The organism is Spirillospora sp. CA-142024 (genome assembly GCF_050942325.1).
Lineage (GTDB): Bacteria > Actinomycetota > Actinomycetes > Streptosporangiales > Streptosporangiaceae > Spirillospora.
In genome coordinates, this window is the sequence record NZ_CP192077.1 from 2,050,652 (window position 1) to 2,066,630 (window position 15,979).

Here is a 15,979-nt window from a genome sequence, read left to right on the forward strand (position 1 = left end):
GCCTGCCTGTTTCTTCACCAGAGGCGACCCGAACACACTTCGGCACACGCCCCTGGACGTGCACGGACGGGGATCCACGTCGCTCGCGACCCTGGGAAGCTGTCACAAACGAAGCAGGAGATCACGCGGCGACGGCGCGGGCTCGACGAGGAGGAACGCATGTCCTATCCAGACGCCTTCTACCTGGGAGACAAGGGCGAGATCAGCGGCGCGCTCCGGACCGTGGACACCGCGCCGGAACTGTCCATCGGCGGACGCACGAACGTCCACTACCTGGCCACCGGCGCCAGTACCGGCGGCCATTACGGGCTCTACCGGTGGGAGATGGGCACCGAGCCGTCAGGCTCCGGGGCGCACTTCCACCGGACCTTTTCCGAATCGTTCTTCGTCCTGAGCGGGACGGTCAGCCTGTACAACGGCGAAGACTGGCGCAGCGGCTCCCCCGGCGACTTCCTCTACGTCCCCCCAGGCGGGATTCACGCGTTCCGCAACACGGACGGACCGGCCACGATGCTGGTGCTGTTCGCCCCCGGCGCTCCGCGCGAGGCCTACTTCGAAGAGCTCGCCGAGATCGTGGAGAGCGGCCGGCAACTCAGCGAGGAGGAGTGGGCCGACCTCTACCACCGCCACGACCAGTACATGGTCTGACCCCAGCGGGCCACGTCAGTCGTCCAGGACCTCGATCAGCGGTGCGGCGCCCTCGTTGACCGTTCCCATGGCCTCCTGGGAGACGCCGGCCCTGGTGCCCGTGATGCGCATTGGGGAGATCGACGTCACGAGATAGGTCCCGGGTTCCAGGACCTTCGGCCCCGGAATCCGGAGTGTTGCGGTGGCCGTCTGAGTGCTCAGATAGGCGCATTCCGCCGCCACATAGGGTTGCGCCATTCCCGGCCGTGTGAACTTCGCCCGCACGAAGATGGCGCCCGTACCCGTGGGGAGTTCCTTCGGTTTTGCGGGCGGGACGCGGTAGAAGGCGAGATGGTCGCCTTTGAAAGGCGCATCGTCCCCATTCCAGCCGAACTGGAAGCCGCCGACAGTGTCCGTACGCTTCGGGTTCTTGCCGAAGCATTGGCGCCGCCCGCCCGGGAAGTACTTCGCGCCTTCCGGGGTCCGGGCTTTGAACCGCTGAACGAACCGCAGGCTCGTTCCGCGTTTGACCCTGGCCGGGGTCACCGTCATGGTCACGTCCATGTAAGGCGTGTCGGAGGCGGGCATGTCGATCTGCCCGGTCAGGATGCCCGGCCGGGTCCAATACGCATGGATGCCGCCGTGACTCTCTCCACCGACGCCCGGCCCCGCAGGCCAGAACACCCAGGCGGCGATCACTGCGCCGACACCGGCCGTTCCGATGGCCGCCGCGCCCTTCGCTCCGCCGACCTTGCCCAGGACACCCTTGGACGCCGACGTTCCGGTCTTCGCCAGCACGTCCGATGTCACGGCGCTCTGGGCGGAGCCCAAGGAGGCGTGACCAGCCACGCCGGAGGCGGCGGTGCCCACTGCCGTGGTCGATGCCCCGGGAGCCAGCAGCGCGCCTCCGAGCATCGCCAACGGAACCGTGGTGGCCACGGTCGCGGCGACCGCGCCCAGCGCGAGGATCCCTTGCCGCTCCCAGTCCGTGCCGTATGTCCGGACCGCGATGTCCTCCAGCTCGCTCACGAACTCATAGGCGTTCCAAACCCGTTCGGACGGCGTCTGGGCCAGGCCCCGCCGGACGAGTGGACGCAGGGGCTCAGGCACCTGTTCGAACGATGCGAAGCCCTGGGTGTGCGCCGTTTTCAATTCGGCGAGCGTCGTCCCGCGAAACGGCTTCCTACCGGTGACGCATTCGACGAATACACCGGTGGCCGCGTAGAGGTCGGTCGCGGGAGTGGCGGGTTCGCCGGCCCATTGTTCCGGTGCCATGTACGCCGGCGTCCCGGCTTGACCGCCCTGACCGGTGAGGACGGCGATGCCGAAGTCGATCAGCCTGCTCTGCCCGTCGTCCTGGACGAGCACGTTCGCGGGCTTGTAGTCCCGATGGACGACGCCGACCGCATGTGCCGCGGCCAGGCCGAGAAGCGATCCCTTCAGCGTCGCCAGGGCGGCCTCGGGTGCGAGCGGCCCGTCATGCTCGTCCAGCATCTTGCGGAGCGGACGTCCAGGCACCGCCTCCAGGATGATCGCCGCGCCCCATGGGGATTCCAGGTAATCCAGCAGCCGCGCGACGTGCGGGTCGTTCACCCGCTTGAGCATCTGCGCCTCGTCCCGGAAGGTGTTCCGGGCGTTCGTGTCTCCGAGCAGGCCGGCGGCCAGGTACTTGATCGCCACCGGTCCGCCGCCGGACGCATGCCGTGCGAGGACGACCTCGCCCTGGGCTCCGGACCCCAGCTCGGCCAGCTCGACGAAGCCCGGTAGCCGGTGACCGGCCGAAGTCATTGCCCAGTGTTCGTCTGGATCTCGCTGACGACCAGCGGCGTCGGTGCGGACGTCATGGGCTCGGTGCCCAGCTCACCGCCTTGGGGGTCGCAGGCGGGCCCGTCGCACGCCCAGGTGAGAGCCCAGTTGATGGTCGCGGTGACCTGGTAGGCGCCGCCGGGCTGGCCGGCCGAGGCCCGCCGGTAGGTGTAGTTGCAGGTCTTGCCGTCCTTGCTGCCCGGATCATTGCAGGTCTTCTGAGACTCGCCCAGGTTCCAGGTGACGGAGACGGGAGTCGCCGTGGCCTGGACCGACTGCCCGTTCCCACCGACCGGCTTGGTCTTCACCACGTTGTAGCCGTCCACCCAGAGGGACGTCCGCACCTGGACGAAGGTCTTGCCGTCCGGCGCGGTGTGCACCACCGGGGTCGGCAGCGCTGCGGAGCTCTTGGCCACCGCCACCCAGTCCAGCGTGGTGGGTGCTGCCGCCTGCGGTGGGGCGCCGCCGTCGAGCGGGACGAAGCCCGGGGCCTCGTTTTCCGTCAGGCCTACCGGCGGGGGAGGTTCCACCGGGCCGGAGGCTCCGCCGCCGGGTGATCCGCCCTGCCCGCCGGATCCGCCCGGCCGGCCCCCGTGGATGGTCCCTGTACAGCTGAAAGGGTTCCCGTCCTTGCAGTTGTCCGCATGTGCGGCGGTGGCGCCGAGACCGGGTATCACGAGGGCTGCCGCGAAGATAGCGGCGGACGCGGCGCGGCGGTGAGTGGGGTGTTTGGGAGGCATCGCGTGTCCTTCCCTGCCGACCGTCAGCATTTCTTGTCCCGGACGAAGGCGACGGCTTTCCAGGTGCCGGATTCGTACTGGAGAGTCGTCCGGAAGACGTAGGCTTCGCCGGGCCCGCCGTCGATGCGCTTTCCGGTCTTGGCGGAGTAGCGGTAACTGGCGAGTGTCCGGATGCAGTCGATGACGTACACCTTCGTGTAGTCAGTGGACCGGGCGTAGACACGAGGGTTGAAGGTGCTGGTGAAGCGCCAGATCTCGCCCTTTGCCCGGACGGCGTCCACCTCGTTCGTGATCCTGGTCAAGAGCGGGTCCATGGCGACGTCGGTGAGGTTCGCCGGATCGTTGGTGTCGTACGCCTGCTTGTAGGCGTCCTGGTAGGCGCGGTAGCGGTCGAGCACCGTCTTGTAAAGCTGCGCCGTGGGGATGGCGGACGGGGCGACGGCGGCCGATGCCGGGGCGGTGCCGCCGGTGTCGAACTGGCCGTTGGGGGCGAGTTCGCCGCTGGAGGACGAGCCGGACGAACCACATCCCGCGGCCGCGCCCAGGGCCAGGAGGACGGGCAGAAAGGCGGCGCGGCGAGATCTCAGCGGGGAGGAACGGACCAACCGGGTGCGCATCGCCATCCCTGAGCGGCAGCAGACAACGGGGCGGAATACGCGCGAAAGCTTACAGAGCCGCGTGGGGCGAGAAAAGCCATTCGTTGCGACTGACTTGACCTCGACCATGCTTGAGGTACCACGCTGAGACTACTACCGCAGATGAGAGGGGTTTTGATGCGTGCGGTGTGGCTGACGAAGTTCGGCGGGCCGGAAGTGCTGGTGCCCGGGGACGCGCCTGATCCGGTGCCGGGGGAGGGGCAGGCGCTCATCGGGGTCGAGTTCGTCAACATCACGTTCGTGGAGACGCAGCTGCGGTCGGGCACCGGTCCGGCGCCGGTGCGGCTGGAGCCGCCGGTCATCCCGGGCAACGGGGTCGGCGGCGTGGTCACCGCGGTCGGGGACGGTGTCGACGGGACGCTCGTCGGGCGCAGGGTCGTCAGCAGCACCGGCGGCACCGGCGCCTACGCGGAGAAGGCCGTCGTGGCCGCGGACGGCCTGTTCGAGGTGCCGGGCGGCCTGGCGCTCGACGACGCGGTGGCCCTCCTGGCCGATGGACGGACGGCGACGATGATGCTGCGAGCCGCGCGCCCCCGTCCCGGTGAGCGTGTGCTGGTAGAAGCGGCGGCCGGTGGCGTCGGCACGCTCCTCGTCCAGCTGGCGAAGGCGAATGGCGCGCGGGTGGTCGCGGCGGCCGGGGGCGCGCGCAAGACCGAGACGGCCATGCGGCTCGGCGCGGACGAGGCGGTCGACTACAGCGAGCCCGGCTGGGCGCAGAAGGTCGGGAAGGTGGACGTCGTCTTCGACGGCGTCGGCGGCGACGTGGCCCGTGAGGCGTTCACGCTGCTCCGGCAAGGCGGGCGCATGGTCAGCTTCGGACTCGCCAGCGGCGAATGGGCGAGCATCCCCGAGGAGGACGCGCAGGAGCGCGGTGTGACGATCGTCCGCCCGTCGGCCACCCCCGAGGAACTTCGCGAGTTCACGATGAGCGCGCTGGAAGAAGCGGCCCGGAAGAGGCTCAAGCCGCTGATCGGCCAGCGGTTCCCGCTCGACGACGCCGCCGGCGCGCATGCCGCGATCCAGTCGCGCCGAACCGTCGGCAAGACCCTCCTTGAGGTCAGCCGACCTTCTTGAGAAATGCGTCCAGCGAACGTTCGTAGGCGGCCGGGTCGACGTTCCAGGACTGGGTGTGGTCGCCCGGCGTGGCGATGTGCGTGACCATGCCGGGCGGCGCCGTCCGGGCGAACGCGAAGGCCGGCCTGTTGGCGACCATCTCGTCGTCCTTCGTGGTGAACATGAGCACCGGTGTGCGGAGATCGGGCGCGTACCGGCGCTGGTCGAAGTCGGACAGGTCGATGCCGATGCGCCACTCCACGATGCGCTTGGCCAAGTCCGTGATGAAGCCGGGCAGGTGACGGGCGTCGCCCTGCTTGTCAAAAGTGTCGCTCCAGTCCATCACGGGGGAATCGAGCACGACCCCTCGGACGAACGACGGGTCCTTCCGCAGCGTCGTCATCACCATGGCGCCGCCCATGGACCACCCGTACAGGACGACGTCCGTCGCGCCGTGCGCACGCGCGTAGCCCATGGCGGAGACGACGTCATGCCATTCGGTGGCGCCGAGATGGTTCTTCCGGTCGCGGGACGGCGGCGCACCCACGTCGTTCCGGTAGGCGATGGACATCATCGGCAGGCCCTGCGCGTGAACGGCCCGCATGACGCGGAACGTCTCGGCCTTGTCGGCGTTCCGTCCATGGACGCCGATGACCCATGTCCCCTTGTAGGACGTTCCGGGTATCAGCCAGGCGGGCATGGGCCCGACCTCCGACGGATACAGGACGTCCTGGAAAGGCAGCCCGAGCGCCGTCTTGGGATCGCCGTCGTACAGCCAGTGGTCGATATCGACCGGCGCGCCCTTCTCCAAGGCGCCTTCCTTGACGGACGTCACCTTCCGCACCACGTGCGAATCGTCACCGCCGACGACGGGCCCGAGCATGGCGCGTCCGCCCTTCCAGACGAGCGCCCAGGTTCCGGAACGCTCCGTCGCCGGATCGCGGGGCAGCGTGACCGTGCCGTTCCCCGTGTCCTCGATCGTGAACGGGTACTCGGCCGAATGATCGACCTCAATGGCGACGCCGGCGAAATACCAGCCGACACCGCCGACGACCGCGCCAAGAAGCACGATGATCGCGACGGCCGCGGCCATCAGCCGGCGGGCACGGCGGCGGCGTGGGCGGTCCGGCGGCCGGGGGGCCGCCGAGGCGGATGACTCTGGCGCTGCGGTCGACACAACATCGAAGTTAGCCTCCCGCGAGCGTCGCGAACGCCCGGGGCACTCCGCAATAGATTGATCCGTGCGGTTAACCTGCCGGGCAGGTGCCATCGGGGAAGCCATCGGGACGGAGGGACGGAGCCGGTGACGGGGCAGCAGGACCGCATCGCGGAACTCGAGAGCCGGATCGTCGGGTTCGCCCGGCAGATGGCCCCGCCGGGCTGGCGGCGGATCGATCTGCGCTGCGTCGCGACCGTCGCCGTGAACGACGTCGCGGTGACCGTGCTGACCGGGGACGGCAAGACCGTGACGGCCGAGACCGTCCCGCCGGAGCTGACCGGCATGCTGATGGGGCTGCGCCGCGCCCACTACGTGCCGGAGCGGGGCACCTGGTTCTCGATGATCGCGATCATCGAGCCCGATTCCGCGCGTCCGCTCTACAACCTCGACTTCGATCCGCTGTGGAACCCGCCGATACCGGTGGACGCCTGGCGGCGCGACCAGATCGTCATGCCGCGGGAGGGCGCCAACGTGCCCGGCTGGCTGAGCGACCGTCTGGACGGCCGTGAGCCCGTCGACCGTCCCGCCCCGGACCCCGGGCCGATGGACCCGGTCGAGCAGATGGAGCTGCTGTCCGACCAGGTCGCCGTCCTGGTCGCCGATCACGCCCCGCCGCTGTGGGAGAAGATCTCCGGGCACTACCAGGCGGTCGGCGGGCACGTGGAACTCCCCGCGACGACATGCCGGCGCGCCGACGGCTCCCAGGCGCCCTGGACGGCCCCCGTGGCGATCACCGGGCTCCTCGACCGGCTCCGCGCCGGGACGCACGCGTTCCAGGGCTCGACCTGGTTCCGTATCGACTTCGAGGTCGTGTGCGAGGACGGCGCGGTCCGCTGCCGGGCGAGTTTCACCAACGACGACGAGCCGCGCTGGGACCGGGAGCCGTCCGCCGACGACGTCCGTCGCGAGCTCGAACGCTTCCCGCGCGACGACGTTCCCGAGTGGATGACGCGGCGGCTCCGCACGCGTCCGCAACCGGTCACGCTCGCCGACACACCGCCTCCCATGCCGCGGACCGGGCTCCGGCGGGCCCGGATCTTCGACCACGCCGCCCCGGAGGGGGGACGTCCGGCCGTGTCGCGCCCGCCCGTCCCGCCGGACGAGACCGACCGCGTCGCCGAGTACCTGCGGGAGGCCCCGACCGTCATGGCCGCCCGCTCGAAGGCCCCCGACAGGCTCGACCCGTCGCGCGGTGTGTCGGTGCCGCTGACGTTCCACACCGACGGGACGTGGGTGTGGTCGGGCGCGGTGGCCTATTACCTGAGCGAGCACGGCATCCCGCCAGAGCCCGACCTGGTCGCGCACATAAGGGCCAACGAGTTCCGTGTACCGGTGGTGGACGACGACACCCTGGACGCCGCGAACGCCGACGTGACGGGCCGGGCCGTCCCCGAACGCGTCCGTACGGAGGCAGAGCCCGATTGGGTGAGCAAGCTCCAGCACCGCTTGGACCAGCTGCGTGTGGACCGCGCCGCATACCGCGTCAACGACACGGCCGAAGGGGTCTGGTGCCTTCTAGCGCAGGCAGACCGCTGGTCGGTCTTCCAGATGCGGGACGGTGAGCGTCGCAAGGAGGTCGTCTTCGACGACACCGAGCAGGCGTCCGCGCACCTGCTCGGACGGCTTCTCATGGACCCGCGCCACACCGTCCAGGACGGGCCCTTCGAGCCGCTCCCGGGAGAGCCTCCGCTCTCCCTTCTGCGCGACCGCCACGTGACGGAGCTGACCCCAGGCACGGAAGTGGACCGCTACGGCGGCCCGAGCGGCAACGTCACGTACACGGCCCGCACCCCGTATCCGCAGAGGTCGCTTCCACCCGAATGGCAGGACCGCCCGTACCACGTCTACCGGTTGCAGCGGGCGACGGAGACCCTGACCGGCACGGCCGTCCCGTGGTTCGGGCAGCCGGGCGGCGGGACGGCGCACGTGTTCCGCCGGTCCCTCGCCGACCTGCTCGCCGACGGCAGCCTCATCGAGGTCCCGACCGGCTGATCACGCGCCGCCGATCGCCGAGACCAGCCCCAGCGCCAGCACCAGGTCGAGGTGGATGAACGTCTCCAGCTTCGCGCCGGGCGGGACGTCCGGGTCGGCTGCGAGCCGGTCGAGGACGGCGAGCGCGGCGGGGGAGTCCAGGTCGTCCGCCAGCGCGGCCTCGGCCTCGGCCGCGTACGCGCGGTTCATGGGACGCCCCGGCGACGTCGCCCATTCGGCGACCTTGCCGCGCCACACGTCCAGCCGCTCATCGGCGGACGACAACCGGGCGGGCGACAGCTCCAGCGGCTCCCGGTAGGGGACCTCCAGCATCGCCAAACGCGCGGTGAGCGCGTCCGACGACGCCCACTCCCCGGTCTCCTGAGGCACGACCAGGCACAGCGCGTCCGTGTCGGCCGCACCGGACACGTAGACGTCGGCGTCCGGGGCCGAAGCGTCCTGGAACGGCTGGATGTTGTAGTCGTCCAGACCCTCCGCGGAGATGCCCGTGCTCATCACCTGGACGTGGCGCCCGGCCCGTTCCGCGACCCGCCGCAGCAGGTCGGCGACGACCGCCCGGCGATACCCCGCGCCCGCGGGGCCGCCCGTGACCTGGATGCGCAGCCCGCGCCCGGCCGGCAGCGCCTCCGCACGTCCCGTCCGATGGTCGTGAAGCCGCAGCATGCCTCCACCCTAGGGCGGGGCTACAGCGGGCGGTCGGAGGCCAGGGGGCCGAAGGTCGCGGGCGCGGCGCCGTCCGATCGGCGGACGGCCGCGAACCGGAGCCGCACGTAGTCGGCCACCCAGCCGGACTCCCGGCGCAGCGCGGGCGCGGCCAGGTCGTTCACCCGGTCGAGCAGCGGGTCGACCATCTCCGCCGGGACTTCGGCCAGAGCGCGCGCGGCGTAGGCGCGGACCCAGTCGGCGGCGCCGTTCGGCCCCTCGGTCATCCGGGTCGGACGTTCGGCGTGCTCCAGCAGCCGCAGCGTGAACCCGGTCTCCTCCAGCTTGGTCGCGTACTCGGCCGGCGACGGGAAGTACCAGGGCAGCTCGGGCTCGCCGAGGCCGAACACCCGCCAGGCCGTCTGCATCGCGACGATCAGCTCGGCACAGTTCCCGGCGCCGCCCAGCTCGCCGACGAACCGGCCGCCGGGACGCAGCGCCGCGTGCACGCGGCCGATCACGGCGTCGGGGTCGCGGGTCATCCAGTGCAGGGCCGCGTTCGAGGCGACCGCGTCGAACGACTCGCCGACGGCGAAGTCGTGGGCGTCGCCGACGATGAACGACAGCCCGGGGTGCGTCGAGGTCGCCTGCGCGACCATCTCCGGGCTGCCGTCGATGCCCAGCACCTCGGCGCCCCGCTCCGCGATCTCGGCGCTGAACGAGCCGGTGCCGCAGCCGAGGTCGATGACTCGTTCGCCGGGCTGCGGATCGAGCAGATCGACCAGGGGCGCACCGTGCGCGGACACATACCCGAAGGCGGAGTCGTACGTCGTCACGGCCCAATTCACTGTCATAATTTATCGGACAATGCCTGCTCGGGAGGTGGCGTTGCAGTGGCGGACGTCACGTCGGAGGTCCGCATCGTGGGGGCCGAGGGGCCGGACGGCCTGACCCTCCGCACCTCCGGCCTGTCCGCGCGGGGTCTGCCGGAACTGCGCGCTTCGGGGCTCCCGCCCTATTTGGGGCAGGGGTGGGCGCGCGTCCTCGCCGAACTCGCGCGGCGCCTCGCGGCCACCGGCGAGATTCCGGGGGGAGAGATCGCGCCCGGCGTTGAGATCCGTCTCACACCCGCGGACGACGGCACGCTGGAGCCCGTACCGCCGCCGGGCCGCGACCTCGCCGAGTGGCGCCGGGACGTTCTGCTCCGGCTGTTTCCCGAGGCCAGTATCTGAAAGTCGTTCTAGAATCGGATTCTGGCCAGCTGCCGGGCCGGGAGAAGGGTGCACAGGGTGCCGTACGCAGAGATCGAGTACGAGGTTCGGGACGGGATCGCCACGGTCACGCTGAACCGGCCGGAGAAGCTGAACGCCTTCACGTTCGTCATGCGCAAGGAACTGCTCGACGTCTTCGACAGGATCGACGCCGACGATGACGTGCGCGCGGTCGTGGTGACCGGCGCCGGGCGCGCCTTCTGCGCGGGCGCCGACCTGAGCGGTGGCGGCGGTACCTTCGACAAGGAGAAGTCGAAGGACATGTTCGCAGGCGAGGACGATGTTCTGGAGGACGGCACCCTGCGCGACGGCGGCGGCACGGTCGCGCTCCGGATCGCGCGCTGCCTCAAGCCCGTCATCGGCGCGTTCAATGGCGCCGCGGTCGGCGTCGGCGTGACCATGACCCTCCCGATGGACGTCCGGCTCGCCAGCGAGAAGGCCAGGTTCGGCTTCGTCTTCGCGCGCCGCGGCATCGTCACCGAGGCCGCGTCCAGCTGGTTCCTGCCGCGTATCGTCGGCATCTCGCAGGCCATGGAATGGGCCGCGACCGGCCGCGTCTTCGACGCCCGGGAGGCCCTCGCCGGACGTCTCGTCTCCCGCCTCTACGCTCCGGACGAGCTCCTGCCCGCCGCCTACGGGCTCGCCCGCGAGATCGCGGGCAGCACCTCCGCGATCTCCGTCGCCGCGATCCGCCGCCTCATGTGGTCGGGCCTGTCCGCGCCGTCCCCGTGGGACGCGCACATCGCCGACTCCCGCCTGATGGCCACCCTTGGCGGCGGCGCCGACGCGATCGAGGGCGTCTCGTCCTTCCTGGAGAAGCGCGACGCCGACTTTCCCCTGCGCGTCGGCAAGGATCTTCCGCCCGAAGTACCCGACTGGCCCGTCCGGTAGGCCCGGCGAAGTCAAAGGACGATCTTGATTTTCCGGACCATGGGGATATGTGTTGCCAGTGTGACGGAGGGTATCAAGCGCCCCTAGGCAACACGTTCGGGGGTGCGTGGTGCGGATCAGGAATATCGCCATCGTCGGTGCCGGACTGCTGCTCGCGGGGGGATGCAGCCACGCGGAACGACAGGCGCGGACCGCCGGCGAGCACGCCACACTCGGACGCAGGCCACCCGCCACCCGGGCGCCGAGCCCGACACCGCCCCCGCCCAGGAAGATCGACTGCGACCGGGTGAAATGCGTCGCGCTGACGTTCGACGACGGACCCGGCCCGTACACGGCGCGGCTGCTCGACACCCTCAAGAAGGACGGCGTCCGGGCCACGTTCTTCATGCTCGGGGAGAACGTCGGGGCCCATCGTGATCTCGTCCGCAGGATGGCGCTGGAGGGCCACGAACTCGGCAACCACACCTGGTCCCACCCGCAGTTGACCGGGCTGTCGTCCGCCGAGGTGCGGTCGCAGATCCAGCGGACGCAGAAGGTCATCGGGGAGGCGTCCGGCGGGATCCGGCCGACGCTGGTGCGGCCGCCGTACGGGGCGACGAACAAGCACGTCGGCCACGCCGTCGGCATGCCGCTGATCATGTGGAGCGTGGACACGCTCGACTGGCGCTACCGCGACGCCGCCCGCGACACGCGGGTGGGGATCAAGGAGCCGAAGAGCGGCGGGATCGTCCTCTTCCACGACATCCACAAGCCGAGCGTCGAGTCCATCCCGAAGGTGGTGGACGGGCTGAAGAAGCGCGGGTTCACGTTCGTCACCGTGTCGGAGCTGTTCGAGGGGGTGCGGCTCAAGCCGGGTGGGTCCTACCTTGAGCGCATCCCGAAGCCCAAGCAGGTCACGGCGAGCCCGACGCCGTCCGGCTCACCCACCGGCCCGCCGCCCGCGAGCGTGGCACCCGCCAGCCCCGCGCCGGCCAGTCCGGCCCCGGGGAATCCCCGCTAGTCGTCCTCCCGGCGGGGGCGGCGCCGGGGCGGCGGCTGCGGCGGGACGACCTTCGCCGCGACCATGGCGTCCTCGGGCACCTCGACCAGTTCGCCAGTGCGGCGGCGCACCGCCAGCGTCCCGCCGGACCACGATTCGAGCATGCCCACGACGTCGCTGTACTCTCCCGTTGGCAGACGACGGCGCAGCGAGATCCGCTGACCCACGTCCGCGCTAGTAACGGCCACCACCAGGCGTGCGGCGAAGCGGCCTGACATGTGAGGACCCCCATGTCGAATCGACGGCGCCCGGGTGGCCATACTATTCACAGCGAGCTTGCGGTGACCCGTGACGTGCGGCGGGGCCGGATATCCGAGAGGAGTCACTGACGTGACCTACGTCATTGCGCAGCCCTGCGTGGACCTGCTCGACAAGGCATGCATCGAGGAGTGCCCGGTCGACTGCATCTACGAGGGCAAGCGCATGCTGTACATCCACCCGGACGAGTGCGTCGACTGCGGTGCGTGCGAGCCGGTCTGCCCGGTTGAGGCGATCTACTACGAGGACGACACGCCTGACCAGTGGAAGGACTTCTACAAGGCGAACGTGGAGTTCTTCGACGACCTGGGCTCGCCCGGCGGCGCGTCCAAGGTCGGGAAGATCGACAAGGACCACCCGCTCGTCGCCGCGCTGCCTCCGCAGAGCCAGGAGGACTGAGCCGGGTCGGTCGGCGGGGGCGCCCGCGAGGGCGCGTCTCGTAGGGCCGCTTGTGTCGAAACGGGCCGTGGTCGGGGGAACGACCACGGCCCGGCGGGTTTTCTGAGGAGGGATGGGGTCTTGTTCACGTTGCCGGACTTTCCGTGGGATCGGCTCGCGCCGTACAAGGAGCGGGCCCTGGCGCACGCGGACGGCATCGTCGACCTGTCCGTCGGCACGCCAGTGGACCCCACGCCCGAGCCCGTCCGGGAAGCCCTGGCAGGCGCCGCCGACGCGCCCGGCTACCCGCAGACCTACGGGACGCCGCGGCTCCGCGAGTCGGTCGCGGGATGGCTGCGCCGCCGCGTGGGCGTGTCCGGCGCCGACCCCGACGCGGTGCTCCCCGTCATCGGCACCAAGGAGCTGGTCGCCTGGCTGCCGACCTTGCTCGGCGCCGGCCCCGGCGACAAGGTCGTCTTCCCCGAGCTGGCCTACCCGACCTACGACGTGGGCGCCCGGCTGGCCGGTGCCGTGCCCGTCGCGACGGACGGGCTGCTGTCCCTCGGCCCGGTCAACCCGAAGATCGTGTGGGTGAACTCGCCGTCCAACCCGACCGGCAAGGTGCTGCCCGCCGAGCACCTGCGCAAGGTCGTCGCCTGGGCGCGCGGGCGGGGCGCGATCGTCGTCAGCGACGAGTGCTACCTGGAGTTCGGCTGGGACGAGGACAGGCCGCCGATCTCGATCCTGCACCCGGACGTGTGCGAGGGCTCCCACGAGGGGCTGCTCGCGGTCAACTCCCTGTCCAAGCGCTCCAACATGGCGGGCTACCGCGCCGGGATCGTCACCGGCGACCTCGCGCTCGTCAAGCGGCTGCTGGAGGTCCGCAAGCACGCGGGCATGATCGTCCCGGCGCCGGTGCAGGCCGCGATGACCGTCGCGTTCGGCGACGACGCGCACGTGGACGAGCAGCGCGCCCGGTACGCGCGGCGGCGCGCCACGCTGCGCGCCGCGTTCGAGCGGCACGGGTTCCGCATCGAGCACTCCGAGGCGTCCCTCTACCTGTGGGCCACGCGGGACGAGCCGTGCTGGGAGACCGTCGCCCACCTGGCGTCCCTCGGCGTCCTCGTCGGCCCCGGCGAGTTCTACGGCCCGGCCGGCGCCAGGCACGTCCGGATCGCCTTCACCGCGACCGACGAGCGCGTCGACGCCGCCGCCGCCCGCCTCTGACGCCCTTCCCTCCGCGGAACCTGACCGTTGTCTGACGGATTCCGGGGTTTCCGCATGAAACCGGCTGTTCATTTGATACGTCTGATCGCGATATGGGCATGAGGCGCCACAGTCGGTAGGATCCGCTGGTCTGTGACGTCAGATGCGGACGAAACGATGGAGGTGTCCGTGGACAAAGCGGCGATAGTGATCCTGCTGGCGCTGATCCTGGCCGCCTTGATCGTGCTGATCGTCGTCCTGCTGCGGCGCCGTTCGGGCACGCCGGCCCCCGCCCCCGCGCGGGCCGTCCCGCACGACCCGTTCGCCCCCGAGGACCAGGTGGCCGGCGACCCGCGGACCCTCAAGGCCGGCGACATGGTCGAGTACCTCGGCACCCGCTACTTCGTCCGCGGCTCGCTGCGGCTGAAGGAGGGCGGCTTCACCTGGAGCGAGCACCTCCTCGACGCCGACACCATCGAGGGCACCAAGGTGTGGATCTCCGTCGAGGAGGACCCCGATCTCGAAGTCGTCTGGTGGACCGAGCACGACGCGGGCGACCTCAGGCCCGGCGAGAAGACCGTCGTCGTGGACGGCGTCGAGTACCGCCGCGACGAGCACGGCACCGCCGACTACACCAGCGAGGGCACGACCGGCGTCGGCGTCCAGGGCCGGGTCGAGTACGTCGACTACGAGGGCCCGCGCGGGAAGTACCTGTCGTTCGAGCAGTACGGCGGCGGGCAGTGGGAGGCGGGCCTCGGCGAACGCGTCCCGACCGGCTCGATGACGATCTACCCCGGCGGCGGTAGCTGACCTTGCGCGCCACCCTCGAAACCCCCTACGCGGACGCGCGCGCCGACGGACTCTCGTTCGCGCTCGGACTGCCGCCGCTGGACGCCCTCGCCGTCCTTCCGGTGGAGCGCGCCGGCCTGACCGTGGAACTGCGCCTGCTCGGCGCGTCCCACCAGGTCATCGCCGGGCCGCTGAGCGAGACGGTGGCGTGCCTGCCGGACGTCACCGAGCCGCTGCCCGGGCGCGCGACGACCTCCGTGCCCGGCTGGACGTACGACTTCGCCGCGACGACCGCCGCGCACAGCGACGCGACCGCGTTCGCCCGCGCCGTCGAGGCCGTGTGCGCGCGGCTCGCGGACCGCGGTGACGCGCTGACCGGGGCGTTCCCCGGATCGCCGCACGCCGTCACCGCACTGGCCTTGGAAGACACAGCGCAGGAAGAAGCCGGGCTCGGATGGCGGACCTGGCACGCCTACCCGCAGACCCGGGAGATCGTCATGACGCGGAGCCGGCTGGTGAGACCATCGTGAACAGCAGATACCGGGTGGCCGGGGCCGTTGCGGCCGCCACCGTGACCGTCGCGGCGCTCGGGGGCTGCGGAACCTCGCAGTCGTCGTGGATCGCCGACAAGTACACCAAGATCGGGTCGGGCACGTACCGGTCCGGGAAACCCCCGCAGACGGTCGCCTCGGAGATCGGCCGCAAGTTCAAGCCGATCGACCGGGTGGACGACATGGCCACCATGGGCGCGAACGGCGGCATCTTCATGCGCTACCCGAAGCTGGTCGTCGGCGTCCTGCCGAACGGGACGGGCAGCCGGATCACTGTCGACAACGCCCGCAGCGGCTACAACCGCCACTACAACCACGTGAGCGGGCGCTGGGCCAGCCCCGGCAGCAACGGATGGACGAGCAGCGGCGCCGCATCCTTCCGCGGCGGCGGGCCAGGGTCGGGTAAATGAGGAGCGACAGATGAACGACATCCTGCACGAGATCGGCGCCACCTTCGCCTACGGCGCGGTCGGCATCGCGCTGATGGCGCTCGGCTACCTGGTGGTGGAGGTGACGACGCCCGGCAGGCTCGGCAAGCAGATCTGGACCGAGGCCAACCGCGGCGCCGCGCTCCTGCTGGCGGTCAAGCTGTTCAGCGTCGGCATCATCGTCACCACCGCGATCGTCACCAGTGACAACGACCTGAGCGACGGCCTCGTCGACACCGCGGTGTTCGGCGGCATCGGCATCGTGCTGATGGTCGTCGCGTTCCTGCTGCTGGACGTGCTGACGCCGGGCAAGCTCGGCGCGACGCTCGTCGGGACGGGCGGCGCGGGCACCGCGATCCACCCGGCCGGCTGGGTGGTCGCCGCCGCCGACCTCGGCGTCGCCGCGATCGTGGCCGGGGCGGTCTCCTGACGC

19 protein-coding genes are annotated in these 15,979 nt (G+C 70.8%); 12 read left to right on the plus strand and 7 right to left on the minus strand.

The window, feature by feature from the left end:
* The first annotated feature begins 159 nt into the window (after nt 1-159).
* Complete coding sequence (locus tag ACQPZP_RS09890) at nt 160-648, plus strand: cupin domain-containing protein (protein WP_433477332.1); 489 nt, start codon at nt 160-162, stop codon at nt 646-648.
* A gap of 15 nt (nt 649-663) precedes the next feature.
* Here the strand turns inward: ACQPZP_RS09890 and ACQPZP_RS09895 are convergent, their stop codons facing one another.
* The 3 genes from ACQPZP_RS09895 to ACQPZP_RS09905 all read right to left on the minus strand — a co-directional run bounded on the left by ACQPZP_RS09895 (nt 664) and on the right by ACQPZP_RS09905 (nt 3,790).
* Nucleotides 664-2,415 carry a serine/threonine-protein kinase gene (locus ACQPZP_RS09895; protein WP_433477333.1) on the minus strand — a complete coding sequence of 584 codons (1,752 nt, stop codon included), beginning with the start codon at nt 2,413-2,415 and terminating at the stop codon, nt 664-666.
* Nucleotides 2,412-2,963, minus strand: a complete 552-nt coding sequence (locus ACQPZP_RS09900) for a hypothetical protein (RefSeq protein WP_433477334.1) — start codon at nt 2,961-2,963, stop codon at nt 2,412-2,414. Before ACQPZP_RS09900 ends, ACQPZP_RS09895 begins: the two co-directional genes overlap by 4 nt.
* 233 nt (nt 2,964-3,196) lie before the next feature.
* The gene (locus tag ACQPZP_RS09905) at nt 3,197-3,790 is read right to left on the minus strand and encodes a hypothetical protein (protein WP_433477335.1); all 594 of its coding nucleotides are present in this window, start codon (nt 3,788-3,790) and stop codon (nt 3,197-3,199) included.
* Between the two features lie 156 nt (nt 3,791-3,946).
* On the opposite strand from ACQPZP_RS09905, the gene ACQPZP_RS09910 reads away from it, so the two are divergent.
* Nucleotides 3,947-4,903, plus strand: coding sequence for a zinc-binding dehydrogenase (locus tag ACQPZP_RS09910; RefSeq protein ID WP_433477336.1), 957 nt, complete (start codon nt 3,947-3,949; stop codon nt 4,901-4,903).
* Here the strand turns inward: ACQPZP_RS09910 and ACQPZP_RS09915 are convergent.
* The gene (locus tag ACQPZP_RS09915; protein ID WP_433477337.1) at nt 4,887-5,975 is read right to left on the minus strand and encodes an alpha/beta hydrolase family protein; all 1,089 of its coding nucleotides are present in this window, start codon (nt 5,973-5,975) and stop codon (nt 4,887-4,889) included. The genes ACQPZP_RS09910 and ACQPZP_RS09915 overlap by 17 nt on opposite strands.
* A 210-nt stretch (nt 5,976-6,185) precedes the next feature.
* Here ACQPZP_RS09915 and ACQPZP_RS09920 point away from each other — a divergent pair, with 210 nt between their 5' ends.
* Nucleotides 6,186-8,093 carry a glycohydrolase toxin TNT-related protein gene (locus ACQPZP_RS09920; RefSeq protein WP_433477338.1) on the plus strand — a complete coding sequence of 636 codons (1,908 nt, stop codon included), beginning with the start codon at nt 6,186-6,188 and terminating at the stop codon, nt 8,091-8,093.
* Here the strand turns inward: ACQPZP_RS09920 and ACQPZP_RS09925 are convergent, their stop codons facing one another.
* Together ACQPZP_RS09925 and ACQPZP_RS09930 are read right to left on the minus strand one after the other, a co-directional pair.
* Complete coding sequence (locus tag ACQPZP_RS09925; RefSeq protein WP_433477339.1) at nt 8,094-8,756, minus strand: hypothetical protein; 663 nt, start codon at nt 8,754-8,756, stop codon at nt 8,094-8,096. It abuts the gene before it with no gap.
* 20 nt (nt 8,757-8,776) lie between these two features.
* Nucleotides 8,777-9,583 carry a class I SAM-dependent methyltransferase gene (locus ACQPZP_RS09930; RefSeq protein WP_433477340.1) on the minus strand — a complete coding sequence of 269 codons (807 nt, stop codon included), beginning with the start codon at nt 9,581-9,583 and terminating at the stop codon, nt 8,777-8,779.
* 45 nt (nt 9,584-9,628) lie between these two features.
* On the opposite strand from ACQPZP_RS09930, the gene ACQPZP_RS09935 reads away from it, so the two are divergent.
* The 3 genes from ACQPZP_RS09935 to ACQPZP_RS09945 all read left to right on the plus strand — a co-directional run bounded on the left by ACQPZP_RS09935 (nt 9,629) and on the right by ACQPZP_RS09945 (nt 11,897).
* On the plus strand, nt 9,629-9,967 hold the full coding sequence (locus tag ACQPZP_RS09935) for a hypothetical protein (RefSeq protein WP_433477341.1): 339 nt from the start codon (nt 9,629-9,631) through the stop codon (nt 9,965-9,967).
* A gap of 57 nt (nt 9,968-10,024) precedes the next feature.
* Complete coding sequence (locus tag ACQPZP_RS09940; RefSeq protein WP_433477342.1) at nt 10,025-10,897, plus strand: crotonase/enoyl-CoA hydratase family protein; 873 nt, start codon at nt 10,025-10,027, stop codon at nt 10,895-10,897.
* Between the two features lie 109 nt (nt 10,898-11,006).
* Nucleotides 11,007-11,897 (plus strand): polysaccharide deacetylase family protein, encoded by an 891-nt coding sequence (locus tag ACQPZP_RS09945; protein WP_433477343.1) that lies wholly within the window; start codon nt 11,007-11,009, stop codon nt 11,895-11,897.
* Here ACQPZP_RS09945 and ACQPZP_RS09950 read toward each other — a convergent pair.
* On the minus strand, nt 11,894-12,154 hold the full coding sequence (locus ACQPZP_RS09950) for a hypothetical protein (RefSeq protein WP_433477344.1): 261 nt from the start codon (nt 12,152-12,154) through the stop codon (nt 11,894-11,896). The two genes, ACQPZP_RS09945 and ACQPZP_RS09950, sit on opposite strands and share 4 nt — an antisense overlap.
* Nucleotides 12,155-12,266: 112 nt before the next feature.
* Here ACQPZP_RS09950 and fdxA point away from each other — a divergent pair, with 112 nt between their 5' ends.
* The 6 genes from fdxA to ACQPZP_RS09980 all read left to right on the plus strand — a co-directional run bounded on the left by fdxA (nt 12,267) and on the right by ACQPZP_RS09980 (nt 15,976).
* Nucleotides 12,267-12,593, plus strand: coding sequence for a ferredoxin (gene fdxA / locus ACQPZP_RS09955; protein WP_132203056.1), 327 nt, complete (start codon nt 12,267-12,269; stop codon nt 12,591-12,593).
* Between the two features lie 120 nt (nt 12,594-12,713).
* Nucleotides 12,714-13,799 carry a succinyldiaminopimelate transaminase gene (gene dapC, locus ACQPZP_RS09960; protein ID WP_433477345.1) on the plus strand — a complete coding sequence of 362 codons (1,086 nt, stop codon included), beginning with the start codon at nt 12,714-12,716 and terminating at the stop codon, nt 13,797-13,799.
* 168 nt (nt 13,800-13,967) lie between these two features.
* Complete coding sequence (locus ACQPZP_RS09965; RefSeq protein ID WP_433477346.1) at nt 13,968-14,588, plus strand: DUF4178 domain-containing protein; 621 nt, start codon at nt 13,968-13,970, stop codon at nt 14,586-14,588.
* 2 nt (nt 14,589-14,590) lie between these two features.
* Nucleotides 14,591-15,097 (plus strand): DUF2617 family protein, encoded by a 507-nt coding sequence (locus tag ACQPZP_RS09970; protein ID WP_433467451.1) that lies wholly within the window; start codon nt 14,591-14,593, stop codon nt 15,095-15,097.
* The gene (locus tag ACQPZP_RS09975) at nt 15,094-15,528 is read left to right on the plus strand and encodes a DUF4247 domain-containing protein (protein ID WP_433477347.1); all 435 of its coding nucleotides are present in this window, start codon (nt 15,094-15,096) and stop codon (nt 15,526-15,528) included. The genes ACQPZP_RS09970 and ACQPZP_RS09975 overlap by 4 nt, the downstream gene beginning before the upstream one ends.
* Before the next feature lie 10 nt (nt 15,529-15,538).
* On the plus strand, nt 15,539-15,976 hold the full coding sequence (locus ACQPZP_RS09980; protein ID WP_433467453.1) for a DUF350 domain-containing protein: 438 nt from the start codon (nt 15,539-15,541) through the stop codon (nt 15,974-15,976).
* Nucleotides 15,977-15,979 lie beyond the last annotated feature (3 nt).

What these genes read in the sequence shown, in the direction of transcription:
- ACQPZP_RS09950 (WP_433477344.1), bottom strand. Translation starts at nt 12,154, where the DNA reads ATGTCAGGCCGCTTCGCCGCACGCCTGGTGGTGGCCGTTACTAGCGCG.
- ACQPZP_RS09925 (WP_433477339.1), bottom strand. Translation starts at nt 8,756, where the DNA reads ATGCTGCGGCTTCACGACCATCGGACGGGACGTGCGGAGGCGCTGCCG.
- ACQPZP_RS09905 (WP_433477335.1), bottom strand. Translation starts at nt 3,790, where the DNA reads ATGCGCACCCGGTTGGTCCGTTCCTCCCCGCTGAGATCTCGCCGCGCC.
- ACQPZP_RS09895 (WP_433477333.1), bottom strand. Translation starts at nt 2,415, where the DNA reads ATGACTTCGGCCGGTCACCGGCTACCGGGCTTCGTCGAGCTGGCCGAG.
- ACQPZP_RS09915 (WP_433477337.1), bottom strand. Translation starts at nt 5,975, where the DNA reads ATGGCCGCGGCCGTCGCGATCATCGTGCTTCTTGGCGCGGTCGTCGGC.
- ACQPZP_RS09980 (WP_433467453.1), top strand. Translation starts at nt 15,539, where the DNA reads ATGAACGACATCCTGCACGAGATCGGCGCCACCTTCGCCTACGGCGCG.
- ACQPZP_RS09910 (WP_433477336.1), top strand. Translation starts at nt 3,947, where the DNA reads ATGCGTGCGGTGTGGCTGACGAAGTTCGGCGGGCCGGAAGTGCTGGTG.
- ACQPZP_RS09890 (WP_433477332.1), top strand. Translation starts at nt 160, where the DNA reads ATGTCCTATCCAGACGCCTTCTACCTGGGAGACAAGGGCGAGATCAGC.